The organism is Thermococcus sp. (genome assembly GCF_026991495.1).
Lineage (GTDB): Archaea > Methanobacteriota_B > Thermococci > Thermococcales > Thermococcaceae > Thermococcus.
Genome location: NZ_JALXBJ010000021.1, coordinates 60,815 through 77,814 on the forward strand (window position 1 = coordinate 60,815; position 17,000 = coordinate 77,814).

Sequence of the window (17,000 nt, forward strand, 5' to 3'; positions counted from 1 at the left end):
CGTTCAGAGAAACATGCTCCGCAATGCTTACGAGAACCTCCGCGACGGCGGCGAGATGACCTACTCGACCTGCTCGATTAGAATCGATGAAGATGAAGAAAACGTGCTCTTCGCCGTTGAAAAGGTCGGCCTTGAGCTTATCCCCTATGACTTCAGCTGGGGCGATAGGGGATTCCTTGAGATTGGGGACAGGGTTTTCAGGGCGTGGACGCACAAGCACGACTGCAACAGCTTCTTCATAGCGAAGTTGGAAAGGGGATAAATCATTGTGTCTTTGTTATTCCCTAAATAGGACATATTGTTCTTATTTCTATGATATAAACTACATTTACGATAGTAAGACTTTTAAAGAAATAATCCTACAGTGTAGTCGGTGGTTCCTGTGACTATGGATGGTAGGATAGGAAACATACTTAAAGTATTGACCATAGGACTACTTGGCATGTATATATTGCTCCAGGGCACTTTGGGGTTAGCATACGGGGGGACTGGTCTTAGTAGTACATCCCCAATGTTATTGGGTCAGGAGTATCAGAATGCAGGTAATTTCAATGTCGATTTGCATTATGGGCCAGGTTTTGCGTATGGGGGCGTTCCTTACCTGAGCACACATAGGAGCAACCTAATAGACATCTACCTCTCTGCCCCGAAGATCATCAATAGCTGGTGGCCCGACTATAAGCCCATAGAGTATCAAGTTATGATGTGGTACAGCAATGCGATCCATTCATCCAATGCACCACCTTATAACCTCATTGGAATATCAGATACAGCTCCAAGGGGACCCGTGAAGAGCGGCGGGTACATAACATATGGGGCATCGTATGAGCTCTCTCTTGAAGCTTCTGTGGGAGTAAGCAAACTTCTCGAACTTGGAGCAGGAAGGACATTTGGACTAAGCTGGTCCAGCACCGTGCCAGCAGGATGTAAAATCAATATTGATAGGGACAAGGAGGGATATACCTACACCGCTAAGCAGGTTAGAGAGGATGTTCAGAAAAAAGTTTGTGAGGCTGATGATATCTGCATAGTCTTGGGAGGTGGTAACAATTGGTTGCTTAGATACGCAGGGAAAGTAGTGGTCAAGAAAGATACAGCCTTCCCTACAACCTTAAGGTTTGCAATCTCTACAAGAACTCAAAAAAGCGAAGCAGATTATATCGATAACACACTCAGAGATCGTCCTATTATAATTCTCTTTACTGTAGCAAAATACAAATCCACACATACATGGATCACCTGGGATGACTTTAAAGTTAGGGGAATAACATTCATACTCGGAGACAACAGCGAAGCCGGAGGTGACGATGGTTATCTCTGGTATTATAGGATTGATAATCTAATTACTTTTCCCTAAAAGCTCGGAGGTGCCATGATGAAGTTCAAACCAATGATAAGGCACTACTCAAGGGTCTTCCTCTCCTTTCTCCTTCTCGTTTTCCTCGTTGCTGTAATCCCCGCAACGGCGAGCGCCGTGGTAAACCAGGCGACCGAGATGAGGCTCGGCGAGTTCTCGGGGGAATACTTCTCATTCTGGTTTGTGCCGAGGGACTATGGCCGAGCCGGTATCACCTACCTGAAGAACGGGGAAGATCTTACCGGGGCAGAACCCCCTCGTTCCGCGAAATGGCAGGGCGGCTTCTCCGTAAACGACATTCGGAGCATGCTTGCTAACGCGGGGATAAGGGCCACAGAGGTTTACCTCCCGCTTTACATTTCGGATGAGAAGTCCAATGCTCAAAACTGGGTGATCTTAGCACCCATTATAGGAGGAAAGGGAGGGGCTGACTGCTACGTTTCCAGCGAAAAGGCCGCGGAGGAAGACAAAGGGGTCAAGATAAAGTATTATTACACCCACTTTGTTAACAACTTCCAAGGTTATGAGGGCTTTACCACCATAAAGGTCGGCACCGTCCAGGTGCTCTCGGGAAACGACGAGAAGAGCAAGGTTCTCAGGGCAGTTCTAAAGAGCTGGGAAAGGTATGGCTATAAAGCCTGTATAGCCTCCCCGGAGTTTGCGAGGAAGTTGCTCAAGCCCTATGGCGTTGGAGACGACTTGGGAGAACTCTCCATCGGAAGCCAGGGGATAATAGTTATAACAGATGGAAGCCAGAGCATAGGGAAGATCTACCAAGCCCTATCCCGGGAAGCCGCTAAGTACAACCTCTCCGTCGTCATGAACGTTCTGACCCCTCGCTGGGTTTCAGCAGTAGAATCGACCAATAAGAGCCTATGGGACTACCTGTGGGGTTATGTGGCCCTCTTCCTCCCGGTTTTACCTGCTATGCTGGTCATAATGGGCAGGGAAAAGGAGGGCGAGAGGAGGATGAGGTATCTGATCTCGACCAGCGGGGGCAGGGAGATCGTTCTGGATTTGATCACCGCGGGAACCGTTCTCTTTGCGCTCGGGGTTTCGGCGGTATTTCTCGGCAGAAAAGCGGCCTTCCTCTCGGCAGTGATGCTCTTGCTCGTTTACGTCCTGAGGAACTTCGTGGCCGGAAGGGAGTTCGGGAGAAAGCTTGGCTTAACGCTCCTCTCTTTAATCCTCTTGGGCTTCCTTGGGGTCCTCCTTCACTACAGCGTTCACCTGAGGATTCTCGCCTCGGGCATCTTGGGTCTTCTCCTCTCCTGGGGAGGGTCCGACATCTCCCTGCTCTTCAGTCTGGTCTCCTTCAGGTACCTCCCGGGGGTTTTGATATCACTCGGGGTCGTCTCCCTGTTCCTGCTCCTGCTGGGTCGTGGACGGCCTCACCACAGGGCTGCCGCGAGGCTGCTCTCCCCGGGGATGCTCTCCCTCGGAGTCCTCTTCCTCTACACCTCCCTGCTGTTTTCAGCTCCTTTGGTTTCGCTTGCCTCAGTAAGCGATGTGTACGGCGGCGGTGCAACCGGAGTGGTCAGCTTTGGAGACTCAAACAACCTCCTCAAGGCGTATAACTTGACCCATGAGCTGATTTCCGGGAGGGGCGTAATGTATGCAACCCTCTGGAGCGTGGGGTCTATCGGCGAGGGAAATGGGATGACCTACTCAACCCACGGCAGGATTTTATGCTACGATGGGGACTTCCTGAAGTTCCTGAAGAGAGCCGGCGGGATGAGCACGACGGCGCGGCTGCTCTACTCCAAGCTCTCCTCCCTCCCGGATGGGGTCATCGTCCCCCAGTATTCCCTTGAAAAACTCAAAAGGTATGAAGCAGTGCAGGTTTCGGGGAACTCCCTCACTATCTCGGTGATAGACGATTCCTGGAACATCCACAGGCTTTCTGCCCCCTATGAAACTGTTGAAATGCTTCCTGGGGGTGTTGAGTCTCCAATTATCTCTTGCGAAGTTGCAAGAAAAAACGGCCTCACACCCCTGCCAAAGTACCTCCTGATCTACGGGGACTCCAAGACAACGGGTGAGGCAATGAGGGAGATAAACGGGACGGTAGTCCCAAAATATCCCAAGGCGTTTAGCGACCTGTGGTCTTTAGGAGACATCTCCTCCCACGTTCAGTCCCAGTTTGAAGACCCCAAGGGGTTCATCCCCCTGCTTCTCTCCGGGTTCCTGATGGCTGCAGCGGGAGTTGTCATCGGGGTCAGGGACGGGAGGAGGCTCTCTGAGCTCGTGGAGCTCATGAAGGTCAACGGGAAGGAGCCGCTGTCCATTAGGGGTTTCATCCTTCTGCCCCTGCTTGTCCTGGCCTTTGTCCCGGTTTTGATGCTCAGGGACGGGTATTCCTTCGCCTCAATGGGCTTTGTGGGGAAGGGGCTTGCGCTGATCAGCGCCTCACCCCTGCTCGGCCTCTTCGCGGGCCTCGTCCTCTATTTTGCCTCAATATTGGGAGAGATGAGGGAGGTGTGAAAATTGTCTGGAGGATGGCACATAACATGTGAAGGTTTAACGGTCAGGTATAAGACCGGCGAGAGCTGGACTACCGCACTGAAGGATTTTGAGGGGTTCTTTGCTCCCGGAGAGATCACCGTTGTGTTCGGTCCGAGCGGTTCCGGAAAGACGACCCTGTTAAAGGCCATTGGAACGCTCCTCAGGCCGACAGGCGGCACGGTAAGATACGGGGAAAGGAACCCCTACGAACTGCCCAGGAAGGAGCTCCTCAATCTGAGGAGGGAAGTAGGAATATCCTTCCAGCAGCCGGTCTTCGTTTCCCAGCTTACCCTCTGGGAGAACATTGAACTCGTCCTCAATTCCTCAGACCGGCTTGACGGTGCCCACAAAGAGCTTGCGGCTTCTTTAGCAGAGAAGTTAGGGATCAAGGGGCTGCTCCGGAAGAGGCCATCGGAAGTTAGCGGGGGCGAGCTGAGGAGGGCGTCTGTAGTAATGGCCCTCGCCAAGGATCCCGCGGTGGTTATCCTGGACGAGCCGACGGCCTACTTGGACGAGGAGTCCTCGAAAGCGGTCGTAGATATCCTCAAGGAGCTCAAAGAAGGAGGAAAGACCGTGGTGGTGGCCACGCACGATCCTGGACTGATCGAGATAGCGAGGGTCACGTATAAGCTCAGGTACGGGAAGGTGGTCGGGAATGCGCTCTCAAAGGAAACATCCTGAGGGGCCCTGGTTAGCGGCATCAGCAAAGTATTTATACTGCCCCTATCGTATCACCCATAGTGATAACATCGGTGGTGAGGGACATGGTGAACTTCATCTTCGGGATACACAACCATCAGCCCCTCGGGAACTTCGGGTGGGTCATGGAGAGCGCTTACGAGAGGTCTTACAGGCCCTTCATGGAGACCCTTGAGGATTACCCCAACATGAAGGTTGCAGTTCACTACTCCGGCCCGCTCCTTGAGTGGATAGCCGGTAACAGAGCGGAGCACCTCGATCTGCTCCGCTCCCTTGTTAAAAAAGGCCAGTTGGAGATAGTGGTCGCGGGCTTCTACGAGCCGGTTTTGGCTTCAATCCCCAAGGAGGACAGGCTGGAGCAGATCAGGCTCCTCAAGGACTTCGCCAGGAAGCTCGGCTATGAAGCGAGGGGTGTCTGGCTCACCGAGCGTGTCTGGCAGCCGGAGCTGGTGAAGAGCCTCCGCGAGGTGGGTATAGAGTACGTCATAGTTGACGACTACCACTTCATGAGCGCCGGCCTCGCCAAGGAGGAGCTCTTCTGGCCTTACTACACCGAGGACGGGGGAAAGGCAATCACCGTCTTCCCGATAGACGAGAAGCTCCGCTATCTGATCCCCTTCCGTCCGGTCGGGAAGACGATAGCTTACCTTCACTCCCTCGACGACGGCGACGAGAGCAAGGTCGCGGTCTTCCACGACGACGGCGAGAAGTTCGGCGTCTGGCCCGGAACCCACGAGTGGGTCTATGAAAAGGGCTGGCTCAGGGAGTTCTTTGAGAGGGTTTCAAGCGACGAGAGGATTAATCTGATGCTCTACTCCGAGTATCTCTCCCGCTTTAAACCGAGGGGCCTCGTCTACCTCCCGATAGCTTCCTACTTTGAGATGAGTGAGTGGTCTCTGCCGGCGAGGCAGGCAAAGCTCTTCGTAGAGTTCGTCGAGGGGCTCAAGGAGGAGGGGAAGTTCGAGAGGTACCGCGTCTTCGTGCGCGGCGGCATCTGGAAGAACTTCTTCTTCAAGTACCCTGAGAGCAACTACATGCACAAGCGCATGCTGATGGTGAGCGAACTGGTCAGGGATAAGCCGGAGGCGAGGAAGTTCATATTCAAGGCCCAGTGCAACGACGCCTACTGGCACGGCGTCTTCGGTGGCGTCTACCTCCCCCACCTGAGGAGGGCCGTTTGGGAGAACATAATAAAGGCGAACAGCTTCGTTTCCACTGGAAGCTTCGTCAGGGACATAGACTTCGACGGAAGGGAGGAGGCCTTTCTGGAGAACGAGGCCTTTTACGCGGTCTTCAAGCCCGCCTACGGCGGTGCCCTCTTCGAATTCTCCTCCAAGGTGAAAGCCGTCAACTACAACGACGTGCTCGCGAGACGCTGGGAGCACTACCACGAGGTTCCAGAGTCCGCGACACCTGAGGAGGAGAGCAAAGACGGTGTTGCAAGCATACACGAGCTCGGGAAGCGGATCCCGGAGGAGATAAGGCGTGAGTTAGCTTACGACAGCCATCTAAGGGCGATCCTCCAAGATCACTTCATAAAGCCGGAGACGACCCTTGACGAGTACAGGCTGAGCCGCTATATGGAGCTTGGAGACTTCCTAACGGCCCCCTATGACTTCAGCCTCTTCGACGGCGGCATCTCACTTGAGAGGGATGGGAGTGTCTCGGGAAGGCCGGCCAAAGTGGAGAAGACCTTCCACCTCACAGAGGACGGTTTTGCAGTTGACTACACTGTGAGGAGCGAAGCAAAGGCCCTCTTCGGCGTCGAACTCAACTTAGCCGTTCACAGCGTCATGGAGGAGCCGGAGGAGTTCGAGGGGGAGAGCTTTGAAATCAACGACCCATACGGCATGGGCAAAGCAAGAATAGAGCTCGATAGAAAAGTGAGGGTCTGGAAGTACCCGGTAAAAACCCTCAGCCAGAGCGAGAGCGGGTGGGACTTCATCCAGCAGGGGGTCAGCTATACAATCCTCTTCCCTTTAGAGGGAGGGCTCCGCTTCAGGCTCCGCTTTAGGGAGCTTTAGTCTTTTTCGCATTCACACCCTTATCAGGACGCCCTCCAGATCCCTGTTCACGGACTTGACGATGTGGAACTCGGTCATGCGCCCCTTCTTCTCCGTCTTGATGACGGTCGTTGCTATGTCCTCTAACATGTTTATGAGGAACTCCCTCTCCTTGGGAAGTACGCCCCTCTTCACGAGGTATATCCCGAGTCTGTTCGGCCTCCCGACGTAGCCCGCTAAGTGGCTGACTATGACCTGAACTCCCCCGATGTTGATGTCTGAAACCGCGAAGAGCCTCTCAATGCCGACCGCGACGGCCAGGACTCTCCTGCTTGAGTCCGCTATTATCGGTTCGTAGGCCTCCTTGAACTTCTTTGAGAGTATCATGGGCTCAGATATCTCCTCTATATGGGCGATGATCCTCCCGAACTTCTTCGAGCCCCCTATCTTTATGACCTCTATCCCGGACAGCTTCCCCGGGTCCAGGCCCATGAGCTTCATCTTGGAGAGCATCGTCTCATAAGAGTCGAGCACGTCCGCTATGATCACCCTGAACCCCTTCTCGGCGGCCCACTCGATTATCTGGTAGAGCCCAAAGGCTAAGTTGCCCTCCCCGATCCTCTCAAAGAGCACTGTTTCTCCGGGCTGTATTGACTCCCAGAGCTCGACCATAACGGCATCTCTAAGCCCCATCCTATCACCTCCTTGGTTCCTGTCTTGTGTTTATGGTTTAAATCACTTTTCTCGGGGAACCAGGAAATTTGAGAACGGGGCAGTTTTAGGCTGGTTTATCCCTATTCCTCTGGGCCTTGACCTTTAACGTTTAACCTCATCTGTGTCCCACCGTTTCGGAAAGTATAAACCCGGAGGGAGGACCATCAAATCATTGGCGCTTTACCCTGAAGTCTATCGGCTCCTTAAGCCCCCAGAACCTGCAAAAGGAGCAGACCTCGCCGCTTGCCGGCATGCCGCAGACTTTGCACTCCCTCAGCTCCGCTTCCTTCAGTTCCGCCTCGAAGAGGTGCCTCTTCCTCAGGTAGCCCTTGACGAAGTTGATCTTGGTTCCGGGCCTCTTCTCCTCCATCTGGTTCAGTATTTCCTTCCACTCAAGCGTCGTCGCACCCCTCGCGTACGGGCACTCCTCTATCTCATACTCTATGCCGCTGGCGAGGGCGTAGGCAACGACCTCCCTCTCAGTGACCTCGTAGAGGGGCTTGACCTTCTTCACAAGTTTTCCGTTGAATCCGGCTGGAGTCACGGGCCCCTGCTTGGCGAGATACTGGGTGTTCCAGTTCATGATGTTGTTGAAGATGAAGCTCGCCTCGTCGTCGAGGTTGTGACCGGTGGCGACGGCATCGAAGCCGTTGTCGTAGGCGAACTTGTTGAAGATGTAGCGCTTGGTCAAGCCGCAGTAGGAGCACGTCGGTCGTCTCGTTTTGACCTCGCCTATTCCGTGGCCCAGAAGCTCCTTCACGCGGACGACGTGGAGGGGCGCTCCAATCTTCTCGCACTGCCTCCTTGCGTAGCGCTCGCCCTTCTCGCTGTAATCTCCTATGCCGAGGTTTATGTGGAGGCACTCGACCTTGTAGCCGAGCTTCTTGAGGATGTAAGCGGCGACGGCGGAGTCCTTTCCCCCGCTGACGGCAACCAAGACCCTCTCGTCCGGTTTCAGCATTTTGTATCTCTCCATCGTCCGCCTGACCTTTCTCTCGAAGTACTCTTTGAAGTGCTCCTCACAGAGGTACATCCTCGGATAGTGAAGCTTGATAAAGGCTGGCCTGTCGCAGAACTTGCACTTAGCCGGCATTTTCTCACCCACCCTGGATCCTTCAGGCAGGTTAAAAAGAATTCCACCAGAAGCTTTTTTAAAGCCCCCTCCAAAAGCCTCCGGTGGAATGGATGGGCGCACTCTCATCCCTCGCCTGGGCGCTCTGGTACATACTCCCGGCCTATTTCGCCAACGGCTCCCCCGTGCTCTTCGGCGGAGGTAGTCCCATAGACGGCGGGAGGCTGTGGAAGGACGGGAAAAGGCTCCTCGGTGATGGAAAGACGTGGAGGGGTTTTTTCGGCGGCGTCGGCACCGGAACCTTGATAGGGCTCCTCCAGTATTTTTTCACCCCCTCCTTCTACGGTTCCATCGGATCGGCGCTCATTTTGGCCTTCCTCCTGTCGTTTGGAGCCCTCTTTGGCGACCTTGTGGGGAGTTTCATAAAGAGGCGCCTCGACCTGCCGAGGGGCTACCCGGCGGTCGGCCTCGACCAGCTCGGCTTCCTGATAAGCGCCATGGTGTTTGCATATCCGGTTAAGACCATCTCCTCCGGCCAGATGCTCTTCCTCCTCGTCTTCACGCCTCTGCTCCACTGGGGAACCAACTACCTCGCCTACAGGATGGGATGGAAAAGCGTCCCCTGGTGACGATCATGTCCCCTCAACTTTTTAAATCCCCAGCTTTCACCATTTTCGATGGTCAGGGTTTACGTTGAGAGCTACGGCTGCACGAGGAACAGGGCCGACGGGGAGATAATGGAGGCCATCTTAGTTAGGGCCGGCTATGAGCTGGTCGACGGGCCGGAGGAGGCCGACTACGTCGTTGTAAACACCTGTGCGGTAAAGGACCCCACGGAGAGGAAGATGGCGCGCAGGATAAGGGAGCTCATAGACTCCGGGAAGAGGGTCATAGCTACCGGTTGCCTCGTCCACGTCAACCCCGACGCTATAGACCCCCGCGTTTCCGGAATGCTCGGCGTTAAGAGCATAGACCGGATTGCCGAAGCAATTGACGTCGCGGAGCGCGGTGGAAAGCTCGTCAGCGTCGAGGGCTGGCGCGAGAGGAACCCGGACAAGCTCGAACTCCCCCGCCTCTGGAAGTCCGGCGTCGTCTTCATAATTCCCATATCCGAAGGCTGTCTGAACGCCTGCACCTACTGCGCGACCCGCTTCGCGAGGGGGGTCTTGAAGAGCTATAAGCCTGAGCTCGTTATCAGGTGGGTTAAGGAGGCCTTAGCGAGGGGTTACAGGGAGATACAGCTGTCGAGCGAGGACACCGGCTGCTACGGCTTCGACATCGGGACGAATTTAGCTGAGCTCTTGGATGAGATAACGGCCATAGATGGCGACTTCAGGGTAAGGGTTGGCATGATGAACCCCAACCACGCGATAAAGATCCTCGACGGGCTTATAGAGGCCTACCGGAGCGAGAAGGTCTACAAATTCCTCCACCTGCCGGTCCAGAGCGGCGACGACAACGTCCTTAGGAGGATGGGCCGTAACTACACCGTCGAGGAGTTCGAGGAGATCGTTCGGGAGTTTAGGGGGAAGGTTCCGGGCTTAAACCTCAACACGGACGTAATAGTCGGCTTCCCGGGCGAGGACGAGGAGGCCTTTGAGAACACCGTCGAGCTTGTGAAGCGGATAAGGCCTGACAAGATAAACGTCTCCCGCTACAGCAAGAGGCCCGGCACGATAGCGGCAAAGTGGAAGCAGTTGCCCGGCTGGAAGGTTAAGGAGCGCTCAAGGCTCCTCCACCGCCTGAGGCTCAAGATAGCCTATGAGATAAACAGGTCATACTTAGGGAGGAGGGTTGAGGTTCTCATCCACGGGCCGGCTGGAAAGGGCGGGGTTGAGGGCAGGACTTTCAACTACAAGGAGATCATACTGGACTCCGGAAGGCCCGGCGAGATCGCGGCGGCGAGGGTGCACTGGGCCGGCTCCACCTACCTTAAGGGAAGCCTCGAAAGCCGGAGCTCCCCGGGGATGTGAGCCTTACAGCGGGCGGTCTTTTCTGTTGGTGCATATTCAGCGATTACCCTGTGTTTTTAGGAAATTGATATGGGGGTTTGTTTTTTCTCCAAAAGAATGGCCTAAAGGGCTGGATTCTCGTTAAGAAAGGCTTATATACCTGCAATCGAACAAAAAAGTTATGACAGCCCTGATGGGGTGAGCTCAATGCGAAGGAAGGCGAATCAGAAGAGGTTGATCCCGCTGCTTTTAGCGCTCGTGGCAACCATGGTCGGTGCAGCACTGGCAGTGCCGACGTTTAATCTCAACGTTCAGAACATTGGTGAGGGCGGTCCGCAGGCTATAAACGTTCCCGGAGGAGTTGCTAACGCAAACGTCAACTGGGTTCTTGACAACAACCCTGACTACGTGAAAGGGGTTAGCGTGTCATTCGATCAGGATCTTGCCTCTGGAACCACCATATACGCTAAAGTTTACGACTCAAGTGGAAATCTGATCGCCCAGGGTACCACAACACTCAGCTCAGCCCTTACCGCGGGTACGGCAGTTGAGATTGATCTCAATACCACTGTTGAGATTAAGAACATGTATCAAGTCGCCGTCGTCTTGGTGGGGTCGTGAGCTCGCCACAGTAACTCGGAGGCCCCCTTAGATGCCCTCCCGCTCCAAAATCCTTTCCTTCTTTTCGGCCTTTCTCGTTGCCTTCACCGTTTTAGTTGTCCTCCTCCACTTCGCCTTCGGCTTCCAGTACGTCGTCGTCCTCACCGACTCCATGAAGCCCCATCTAAATCCCGGCGACCTCGTCGTTGCTTACCCAGCGCACGACGTGAAGCCCGGCGACGTGATCCTCTACCGCCTCGACCTCGGTGGGAACCGCTACTACATAACCCACCGCGTAGTAGGGGTCGGGTACGACGGCTCAGGGAGGCTCTGCTACATAACCAAAGGCGACAACAGGGAGTTCAGAGACCCGTGGAAGGTCTACCCGGACCAGATCGTTGGGAAGGTTCTCCTCGTGGTTCCAGCGGTGGGGAGGCTCTTTGAATACGCCGGGGTTATAGTGCTCCTCATCTTCTTAGCCCTGATAGCCTCCATAGCCTACGAGATAGGTATCGTCCTAACGGAGGGGGGAGCCGAAGAAAAGAACCTGGAGAGGGCCAGAAAGACCGGGAGGATGTACTTGGTGAGGAGGGCCAGACGGCCCGGCAGGGGGCACTTTTAGGCCCATTCTTCCTCTGGTATTGCCTCTCTCTTCGCTGGTATTATGCAGAGGAACTCCAGCGTTTCTCCGGTTGCCCTGTACCCATGGGGCTCGTTGGGCGGAACATAGAGGAAGTCGCCAGCCTTGACGCGGTGCTCCTCCTTCCCGTTGGTTATTATTCCCTCCCCCTTTACGATGAATATCTCGTGCTCCCAGTCGTGCTGGTGCATGGGGATCTCGGAGCCCCTTTTCATGACGAAGTACCTCATTGCGTAGTTCTTGGCCCCGATTTTCGGGGAAACGAGCCAGCGGATCGTTACGCCCTCAAACCCCGTCTCCTTCTCGGGAACCTCTGTGTAGTGACCGACGAACATGGTACCACCGTTCAGGGTTGAACGTTGGGGTATATAAAGTTGCTTTCGCAGAAGTCTTTTTAACCCCGTTGCATCAAAGGGTTTTTGGTGATAGCATGAGAAGATACGCCCTCCTTTTGGTCGCCATCGTTATCCTCGGGGTTGTTGCGAGCGGCTGCCTTGGCGGGGGCACCTCAAAGACGCCCTCAAGCACCTCAAGCGGAAAGGTCCAGCCAACCACCTCCTCATCCCAAACCGCGTCCGGATCCAGTTCGACTTCCCTTACGTCAACTTCCCCCACGTCCTCGGCAACCTCAACCTCCACACCAACTTCCTCGGAGACAACGACCTCTGAGACGAGCTCAACCACGAGCTCCCCGGCTCCCCAGGCACCGATGATAAACTTCTCCGCCTACAGGAGCAGGGGCTCGGTGATAGGCTCCTGGAGGAAGCTCTTCAATGCGAGCAGGGTTTACACGGTTCCGGGTTACTGGGACCTGGTCAAGAACTACCTTCCCAACGCGAGCGTTGAGGACGTGGCGGTTTACAAGTGGGGGATAGCGGTTCTCCCGCCGGAGCTCGGCATTAAGCTCCTGAGCAGCGAGAGGGTGAGGATTGAGAGGGTTGACTACTTCGGCTACGTGCTCTACAGGAACGGCTACCACTTCGTCGGGCCCGACAAGGGCATTATAGCAGTTTTCAACAGCAAAGATGGGAAGAGACTGATAGTCACGGGAACGAGCAGGGCAGGCGTCGGACTCGCCCTCAGGGAGCTCGTCAGGATACACTCCCCCTCGGACGTCCCGTCGTTCTACGTCTATCGCTACGGCCAGTTCGAGGCCCTCGCCCTTAAGGAGATAGGCGACGTCAACTGGGACGGCATAGTTGAGAAGGACGAGTACGTAAGGGACTACCCCCTCTACTACGACGAGCCCTTCCAGTTCTACTGGAGGGTTGTCGGCGGGGAGAACGTGAGCGTGAGGGGGGCCTTCATAAGGCTCGTTAACGGGAGCACAGTCTACCTCCGCGCCCTCGGCTTCAGCGTGAACGTCTCGGTCAGGCCCTCGGGCAAGAACCTGACCTTCGTCATTGAGAACGTGAACCCGGCATACCTCGACTACCCCAAGTGCGCCTCCGTTAACGGAACGACGATAAGGATAACCTCCACCTCCGGTTTCATAATTAAGCCCCTCCCCGTTTCGAACTACACCGTAATAGCCTTCGGAGACCACAGACCGGCCCACAGAAACGATCCTGTTCCCGAGGTTTTCAGGAAGATAGTCAAAGAGGTGAACAACCGCTCGGCGGCCTTCGTAATCGACAACGGTGACCTCGTCTACTCCGGCAGGCTGGGGGAGTGGGTGGACCTCATGAGAGTCTGGCACTGGAACAAGCCGATTTTCGTCTCCCCCGGCAACCACGAGTACCAGGGCGAGGGGAGGAACATCTACCACTACCTCTTCGGCCCCGCTGAGGACTTCGCCTTCACCCTCGGGAGCTTCGGCTACGTCTTCCTCGACGACGTTGACAACGGCTACACCCTCGTTCCTGCCCAGTGGGCTTTCCTTGAGGAGTGGCTCAAAAAGGACAACGAAACCGGGAGGCGGACGGTTATCATAGCGCACGCACCGCCCTACGACCCGAGGCCCAACGGCCGCCACACGATGAACGAGGCTTCCGCCAAGAAGCTGCTCGCCCTCATGAGGGAGTACAACTCCTTCGGGATATTCAGCCACATCCACATGAACTGGTACGGAACATACGAAGGCGTTCAGATGATAATAACCGGCGGCGCAGGGGCGCCTCTCTACGTGACGGATCCGTCAAAGGGAGGCTTTTACGGATACGCCGTCCTCGGCATGGAGAAGGATGGGGAGATCAAGGTTTCCTTTGTGAGGGTCGGCTGAGGCCGGCCAAAAAGTTTTTATGTGGTTTTTTCCTTTCCCCTCCAGAAACCGGTTGAGTGCCTGTTCTAAAAAGAGGAGAGGGGTAAGAGCGATGCCAACGGTCAAAGTGGATCCAGAGGAAATAAAGAGGATCAAGAAGGAAATCGAGGCCCTTGAGAAGGAGAGGAATGAAATAAGGGCCAAGCTCGAGGAGCTCGAAAAAGAGCTCCAGGGCTGGATACAGAAGAGGGACGAGAAGAACAGGGAGGTTCAGCAGCTCCGCCAGAAGGGCAGGGAGTACAAGGCGAAGAGGGATGAAATCAACGAGCAGATTAAGGCGCTCAAAAAGAATCGTGAGGAGATTAACGCGAAGCTCGACCTTCTCTATCAGGAGATATTGGAGTACAGGACCAAGAGGGATGAGTACAACCAGCTCAGAAGGCTAAACATGCCCGCTAACAAGATCCAGGAGAAGATAGAGAAGCTTGAGTGGGAGCTCCAGACGAACCCCAAGATAACCCAGGAGAGGGAAAAGCAGATAGTAGACCAGATACAGGTTTTAGCGACAGAGCTTGAGATAATACAGCAGGCCGATCGCTTCCACAAGAAGCTGGTCGAGGCGAGGAAGAAGGTGGACCAGCTCAAAAAGGCGAGGAGGGCCATAAACCTTGAGATACAGAAGTTGGCGAACCAGAGCCAGCAGTTCCATGAGATGATGATAAAGTCCTTCAACCAGGCCGACGAGGTCAAGAAGGAGGCCGACCAGTACCACGCAAAGGTAATCGAGGTCCGCGACAAGGTCAGGGAAGTGAGGAGGCAGCTCCGCGACCTTGAGAAGAAGATCAGGGAGTACGATGAGAGACACAAGGAGCTCATCGCCTACCGCCTCGTCGCCAGGATGAGGGCCAGGAAGGACAGCAGCTTTGAGAAGGCCGTGGACGCCCTTGAGAAGTTCAAGAAGGGCGAGAAGCTGACGCTCGACGAGTTGCTCCTCCTCCAGAGGTACAACCTCGTGTGATGCCGATGGAGACGCTCAAGCACGACGGGCCCGGGAGGCTCGGCTTAGTCGAAGTTAGGAGTAGATCGTTCAGAACGCCGGCCTTAGCAGGGCTTGACTTCACGCTCTCCCCCTTCAACTCCTTCTTCCACCCAAATGAACCCGGCGACTACGACTTTACCCTGGCCCCCGCGATTCCCCTCGCCTTCCACACCCCGGGGGAGGTTGTAGAAAAGGCCCTCAAAAGGCTCTGGAGCGCAGATTACGATGGCTTTAACGCCTTCTATCTCCCTGCCCTGAGGAGAACTGAGTACTTAGGCGAGTTCTTCAGGATAATCGAGGAGAACGACTTCGATGCGGTCTACCTCGGCAACTCCAAAATCCTTGTCAGGGAGCACCGCTACTTTGTGAGAATCCTGAGGGAGCTCCGCGAGAGGTTCCCAAACCTCATGGTAATAGCCGACTTAGAGCCTTTTTTCTACCCGTTGGCGGTTTACCTCGGAGTTGACGCCTTCGACACGCGTTCGCTCAGGCTCTACGACTTAGAGGGGAAGGGCTTCACAGGCTTCAGTCCGCTCCTCTGGGGGAATAAAGCCAACTCATTGGACTTCGCGAGGGAAACGCTTTTTCTCGTCAGGAAGGCCATTGAGGAGGGGAAGCTCCGCTACTTAGCTGAGAACTACTTCCCGACCCAGTACCACGCCGGGATCCTGAGGATAGCCGACCTTGAGCATCCTGACTACCTCGAAAAGTACACACCGATCCAGAGGGAGACGGTCTACTTCATAAGCGACGCCTCGATCAGAAGGCCCGAGGTGAGGCGCTGGCACTTCCGCGTTGCAGAGCGCTTTGTGCCACCCAAAAACACCGAGCTGGCTCTGCTCTTACCTTGCTCCGCCAAAAAGCCCTATTCGTTCTCCCGCTCTCACACCCTCTACAGGAAAGCTATGAAAGAGGCCCTCGGATCCGGAATAGCTAAGGTTCACGAGCTGATCTTAACCTCACCCTTCGGCGTCGTTCCGCGCGAGTGGGAGTGGTTAGCTAAATACGACATAGTCGTTACCGGTCACTGGAGCGAGGAGGAGGTAAAGCCCGCCGCTGAACTGCTCGCCAAGAGCCTCGAAAAGTACCCGAAGAACGTGCCGGTTATAGCGCACCTCGACGAGGCCTACGTGGAGATAGCCAAGCTCGCCTCCGAAATAACCGGAAGGGAGATAATCTTCACCCGCGTCGAGAACGGGACAACAAGCAGGAAGAGCCTCGAATCGCTGAAGGAGACCCTAAAGGAGTTCGAGATTGAGGGAACGAAGGAGGACAGAAGCTACCGCTACTTCGAGGGCATAAGGAAGGTTTTTGACTTCTACTTCGGTGCCGGTGCGGGAGAGGTCGTCCTCCCGGACGGCGGAAAGGTGAGGGGAAGCAAGATGCTCCGCCTCTTCGTCGAGAACCAGCAGACAGGGACCTTCAAGGACGGGGTTATAAGCCTCACTCCCTTCGGAATGCAGAGAGTTTACGACGAGCTTAGGGCATACTGGGTCAGGATAGACTTCGACCTCCGCGGCGACGTATTTGCTGTGGGCGTGAACGAGGCCGATGAGAGAATCCGCCCGGACGACATAGTCGGCGTCGTGAGGGATGATAAGGTCGTGGGCGTCGGAAAGGCCGTTCTCGCTGGAGATGAGATGGTAAAGGCGAAGAAGGGCATCGCAGTTAAGGTGAGGAAGAGGGCATAATCTCTTCAATTCTTTTGATTGGGGAGTAGAAGCCCAGTTCAATCATCTTTTGCAACAGCTTATCTGCCTCGTCAAGCGTTAGCACGTTCTTTTTAACACCGAGAACCAAGAGACCTATCGTTCCTGACACCTTCACCCCGAGCAACCTGGCCTTTTTCCTCGCGTCGTAGTCGTCGCTGAGGAAAATTAATCCTCTGTTCCTTGCAACGGCTATGCAAGAGGCTTCACCTCTGCCCAAGCTTCGACTGAGTCGTTCGTACAGGTTTTTCTCTTCTTCGGTCAGTTCAGTCACCTCAAGTGGAATCTCGACTGGAGGGTACCTGCCTCTCCTTACACCAATTTTGAACTCTTCGATAACATGGGGAGTCGTCATGGCCTTCCTTCCACTATCTTCTCAAATCTGATAGAACATCGGCCCTATCGGGAACTCGTACGGGGATTCCTCTCTTCTTAAACTCCTTGATAAGCTCCTCCCTTGTTACACCAAGAACCTCGGCGGCTTTTCCAAGGTTTACGAGTCCATCAAGG

17 protein-coding genes and 1 pseudogene are annotated in these 17,000 nt (G+C 54.9%); 12 read left to right on the forward strand and 6 right to left on the reverse strand.

The features are described from left to right. The 5 genes and pseudogenes from MVB78_RS02415 to MVB78_RS02435 all read left to right on the forward strand — a co-directional run. Nucleotides 1-262: pseudogene (locus MVB78_RS02415) on the forward strand (SAM-dependent tRNA/rRNA cytosine-C5 methylase); the annotation flags it as partial. Nucleotides 263-373: 111 nt separating this feature from the next. Beyond that, on the forward strand, nt 374-1,357 hold the full coding sequence (locus MVB78_RS02420; RefSeq protein ID WP_297487454.1) for a hypothetical protein: 984 nt from the start codon (nt 374-376) through the stop codon (nt 1,355-1,357). A gap of 18 nt (nt 1,358-1,375) precedes the next feature. After that, on the forward strand, nt 1,376-3,841 hold the full coding sequence (locus tag MVB78_RS02425; protein WP_297487456.1) for a hypothetical protein: 2,466 nt from the start codon (nt 1,376-1,378) through the stop codon (nt 3,839-3,841). 3 nt (nt 3,842-3,844) lie between these two features. Continuing rightward, nucleotides 3,845-4,543 carry an ABC transporter ATP-binding protein gene (locus MVB78_RS02430; RefSeq protein WP_297487458.1) on the forward strand — a complete coding sequence of 233 codons (699 nt, stop codon included), beginning with the start codon at nt 3,845-3,847 and terminating at the stop codon, nt 4,541-4,543. An 83-nt stretch (nt 4,544-4,626) separates the two neighbouring features. After that, a complete protein-coding gene (locus MVB78_RS02435) occupies nt 4,627-6,585 on the forward strand; it encodes an alpha-amylase/4-alpha-glucanotransferase domain-containing protein (protein WP_297487502.1) in 1,959 nt (652 codons plus the stop codon). A gap of 12 nt (nt 6,586-6,597) precedes the next feature. Here MVB78_RS02435 and MVB78_RS02440 read toward each other — a convergent pair whose 3' ends face one another. After that, entirely contained in the window at nt 6,598-7,257 is a 660-nt protein-coding gene (locus MVB78_RS02440) for a DUF257 family protein (protein ID WP_297487460.1), read from the reverse strand. 190 nt (nt 7,258-7,447) lie between these two features. Then, nucleotides 7,448-8,371, reverse strand: coding sequence for a TIGR00269 family protein (locus tag MVB78_RS02445; RefSeq protein ID WP_297487462.1), 924 nt, complete (start codon nt 8,369-8,371; stop codon nt 7,448-7,450). Between the two features lie 92 nt (nt 8,372-8,463). On the opposite strand from MVB78_RS02445, the gene MVB78_RS02450 reads away from it, so the two are divergent. The 4 genes from MVB78_RS02450 to MVB78_RS02465 all read left to right on the forward strand — a co-directional run bounded on the left by MVB78_RS02450 (nt 8,464) and on the right by MVB78_RS02465 (nt 11,524). Next, nucleotides 8,464-8,979: a CDP-2,3-bis-(O-geranylgeranyl)-sn-glycerol synthase gene (locus tag MVB78_RS02450; RefSeq protein WP_297487504.1), complete on the forward strand. Its 516-nt coding sequence runs from the start codon at nt 8,464-8,466 to the stop codon at nt 8,977-8,979. A gap of 48 nt (nt 8,980-9,027) precedes the next feature. Beyond that, complete coding sequence (locus MVB78_RS02455; protein ID WP_297487463.1) at nt 9,028-10,323, forward strand: tRNA (N(6)-L-threonylcarbamoyladenosine(37)-C(2))-methylthiotransferase; 1,296 nt, start codon at nt 9,028-9,030, stop codon at nt 10,321-10,323. Between the two features lie 186 nt (nt 10,324-10,509). Further along, a complete protein-coding gene (locus tag MVB78_RS02460) occupies nt 10,510-10,923 on the forward strand; it encodes a hypothetical protein (RefSeq protein ID WP_297487465.1) in 414 nt (137 codons plus the stop codon). 31 nt (nt 10,924-10,954) lie between these two features. Next, nucleotides 10,955-11,524, forward strand: coding sequence for a signal peptidase I (locus MVB78_RS02465; RefSeq protein ID WP_297487467.1), 570 nt, complete (start codon nt 10,955-10,957; stop codon nt 11,522-11,524). Here MVB78_RS02465 and MVB78_RS02470 read toward each other — a convergent pair. Continuing rightward, nucleotides 11,521-11,877 carry a cupin domain-containing protein gene (locus tag MVB78_RS02470; RefSeq protein WP_297487469.1) on the reverse strand — a complete coding sequence of 119 codons (357 nt, stop codon included), beginning with the start codon at nt 11,875-11,877 and terminating at the stop codon, nt 11,521-11,523. The two genes, MVB78_RS02465 and MVB78_RS02470, sit on opposite strands and share 4 nt — an antisense overlap. 73 nt (nt 11,878-11,950) lie before the next feature. After that, the gene (locus tag MVB78_RS02475; protein WP_297487471.1) at nt 11,951-12,226 is read right to left on the reverse strand and encodes a hypothetical protein; all 276 of its coding nucleotides are present in this window, start codon (nt 12,224-12,226) and stop codon (nt 11,951-11,953) included. Between the two features lie 25 nt (nt 12,227-12,251). Between MVB78_RS02475 and MVB78_RS02480 the strand changes: the two genes are divergently transcribed. From MVB78_RS02480 to arcS, 3 genes are all read left to right on the forward strand, one after another. After that, a complete protein-coding gene (locus tag MVB78_RS02480) occupies nt 12,252-13,763 on the forward strand; it encodes a metallophosphoesterase (protein ID WP_297487473.1) in 1,512 nt (503 codons plus the stop codon). 91 nt (nt 13,764-13,854) lie between these two features. After that, on the forward strand, nt 13,855-14,760 hold the full coding sequence (locus tag MVB78_RS02485; protein ID WP_297487474.1) for a phosphoserine phosphatase: 906 nt from the start codon (nt 13,855-13,857) through the stop codon (nt 14,758-14,760). A 5-nt stretch (nt 14,761-14,765) separates the two neighbouring features. Then, entirely contained in the window at nt 14,766-16,472 is a 1,707-nt protein-coding gene (gene arcS / locus MVB78_RS02490; protein WP_297487506.1) for an archaeosine synthase subunit alpha, read from the forward strand. Here the strand turns inward: arcS and MVB78_RS02495 are convergent. Then, on the reverse strand, nt 16,450-16,845 hold the full coding sequence (locus MVB78_RS02495; protein ID WP_297487476.1) for a DUF3368 domain-containing protein: 396 nt from the start codon (nt 16,843-16,845) through the stop codon (nt 16,450-16,452). The two genes, arcS and MVB78_RS02495, sit on opposite strands and share 23 nt — an antisense overlap. A gap of 13 nt (nt 16,846-16,858) precedes the next feature. Next, nucleotides 16,859-17,000: UPF0175 family protein (locus MVB78_RS02500; RefSeq protein WP_297487508.1), on the reverse strand; the 142-nt coding region annotated here is incomplete at its 5' end.

Coding starts and splice junctions, on each gene's coding strand:
- MVB78_RS02425 (WP_297487456.1), top strand. CDS start 1,376: ATGAAGTTCAAACCAATGATAAGGCACTACTCAAGGGTCTTCCTCTCC.
- MVB78_RS02435 (WP_297487502.1), top strand. CDS start 4,627: ATGGTGAACTTCATCTTCGGGATACACAACCATCAGCCCCTCGGGAAC.
- MVB78_RS02440 (WP_297487460.1), bottom strand. CDS start 7,257: ATGGGGCTTAGAGATGCCGTTATGGTCGAGCTCTGGGAGTCAATACAG.
- MVB78_RS02445 (WP_297487462.1), bottom strand. CDS start 8,371: ATGCCGGCTAAGTGCAAGTTCTGCGACAGGCCAGCCTTTATCAAGCTT.
- MVB78_RS02450 (WP_297487504.1), top strand. CDS start 8,464: ATGGGCGCACTCTCATCCCTCGCCTGGGCGCTCTGGTACATACTCCCG.
- MVB78_RS02455 (WP_297487463.1), top strand. CDS start 9,028: ATGGTCAGGGTTTACGTTGAGAGCTACGGCTGCACGAGGAACAGGGCC.
- MVB78_RS02460 (WP_297487465.1), top strand. CDS start 10,510: ATGCGAAGGAAGGCGAATCAGAAGAGGTTGATCCCGCTGCTTTTAGCG.
- MVB78_RS02465 (WP_297487467.1), top strand. CDS start 10,955: ATGCCCTCCCGCTCCAAAATCCTTTCCTTCTTTTCGGCCTTTCTCGTT.
- MVB78_RS02470 (WP_297487469.1), bottom strand. CDS start 11,877: ATGTTCGTCGGTCACTACACAGAGGTTCCCGAGAAGGAGACGGGGTTT.
- MVB78_RS02480 (WP_297487473.1), top strand. CDS start 12,252: ATGATAAACTTCTCCGCCTACAGGAGCAGGGGCTCGGTGATAGGCTCC.
- MVB78_RS02485 (WP_297487474.1), top strand. CDS start 13,855: ATGCCAACGGTCAAAGTGGATCCAGAGGAAATAAAGAGGATCAAGAAG.
- arcS (WP_297487506.1), top strand. CDS start 14,766: ATGGAGACGCTCAAGCACGACGGGCCCGGGAGGCTCGGCTTAGTCGAA.
- MVB78_RS02495 (WP_297487476.1), bottom strand. CDS start 16,845: ATGACGACTCCCCATGTTATCGAAGAGTTCAAAATTGGTGTAAGGAGA.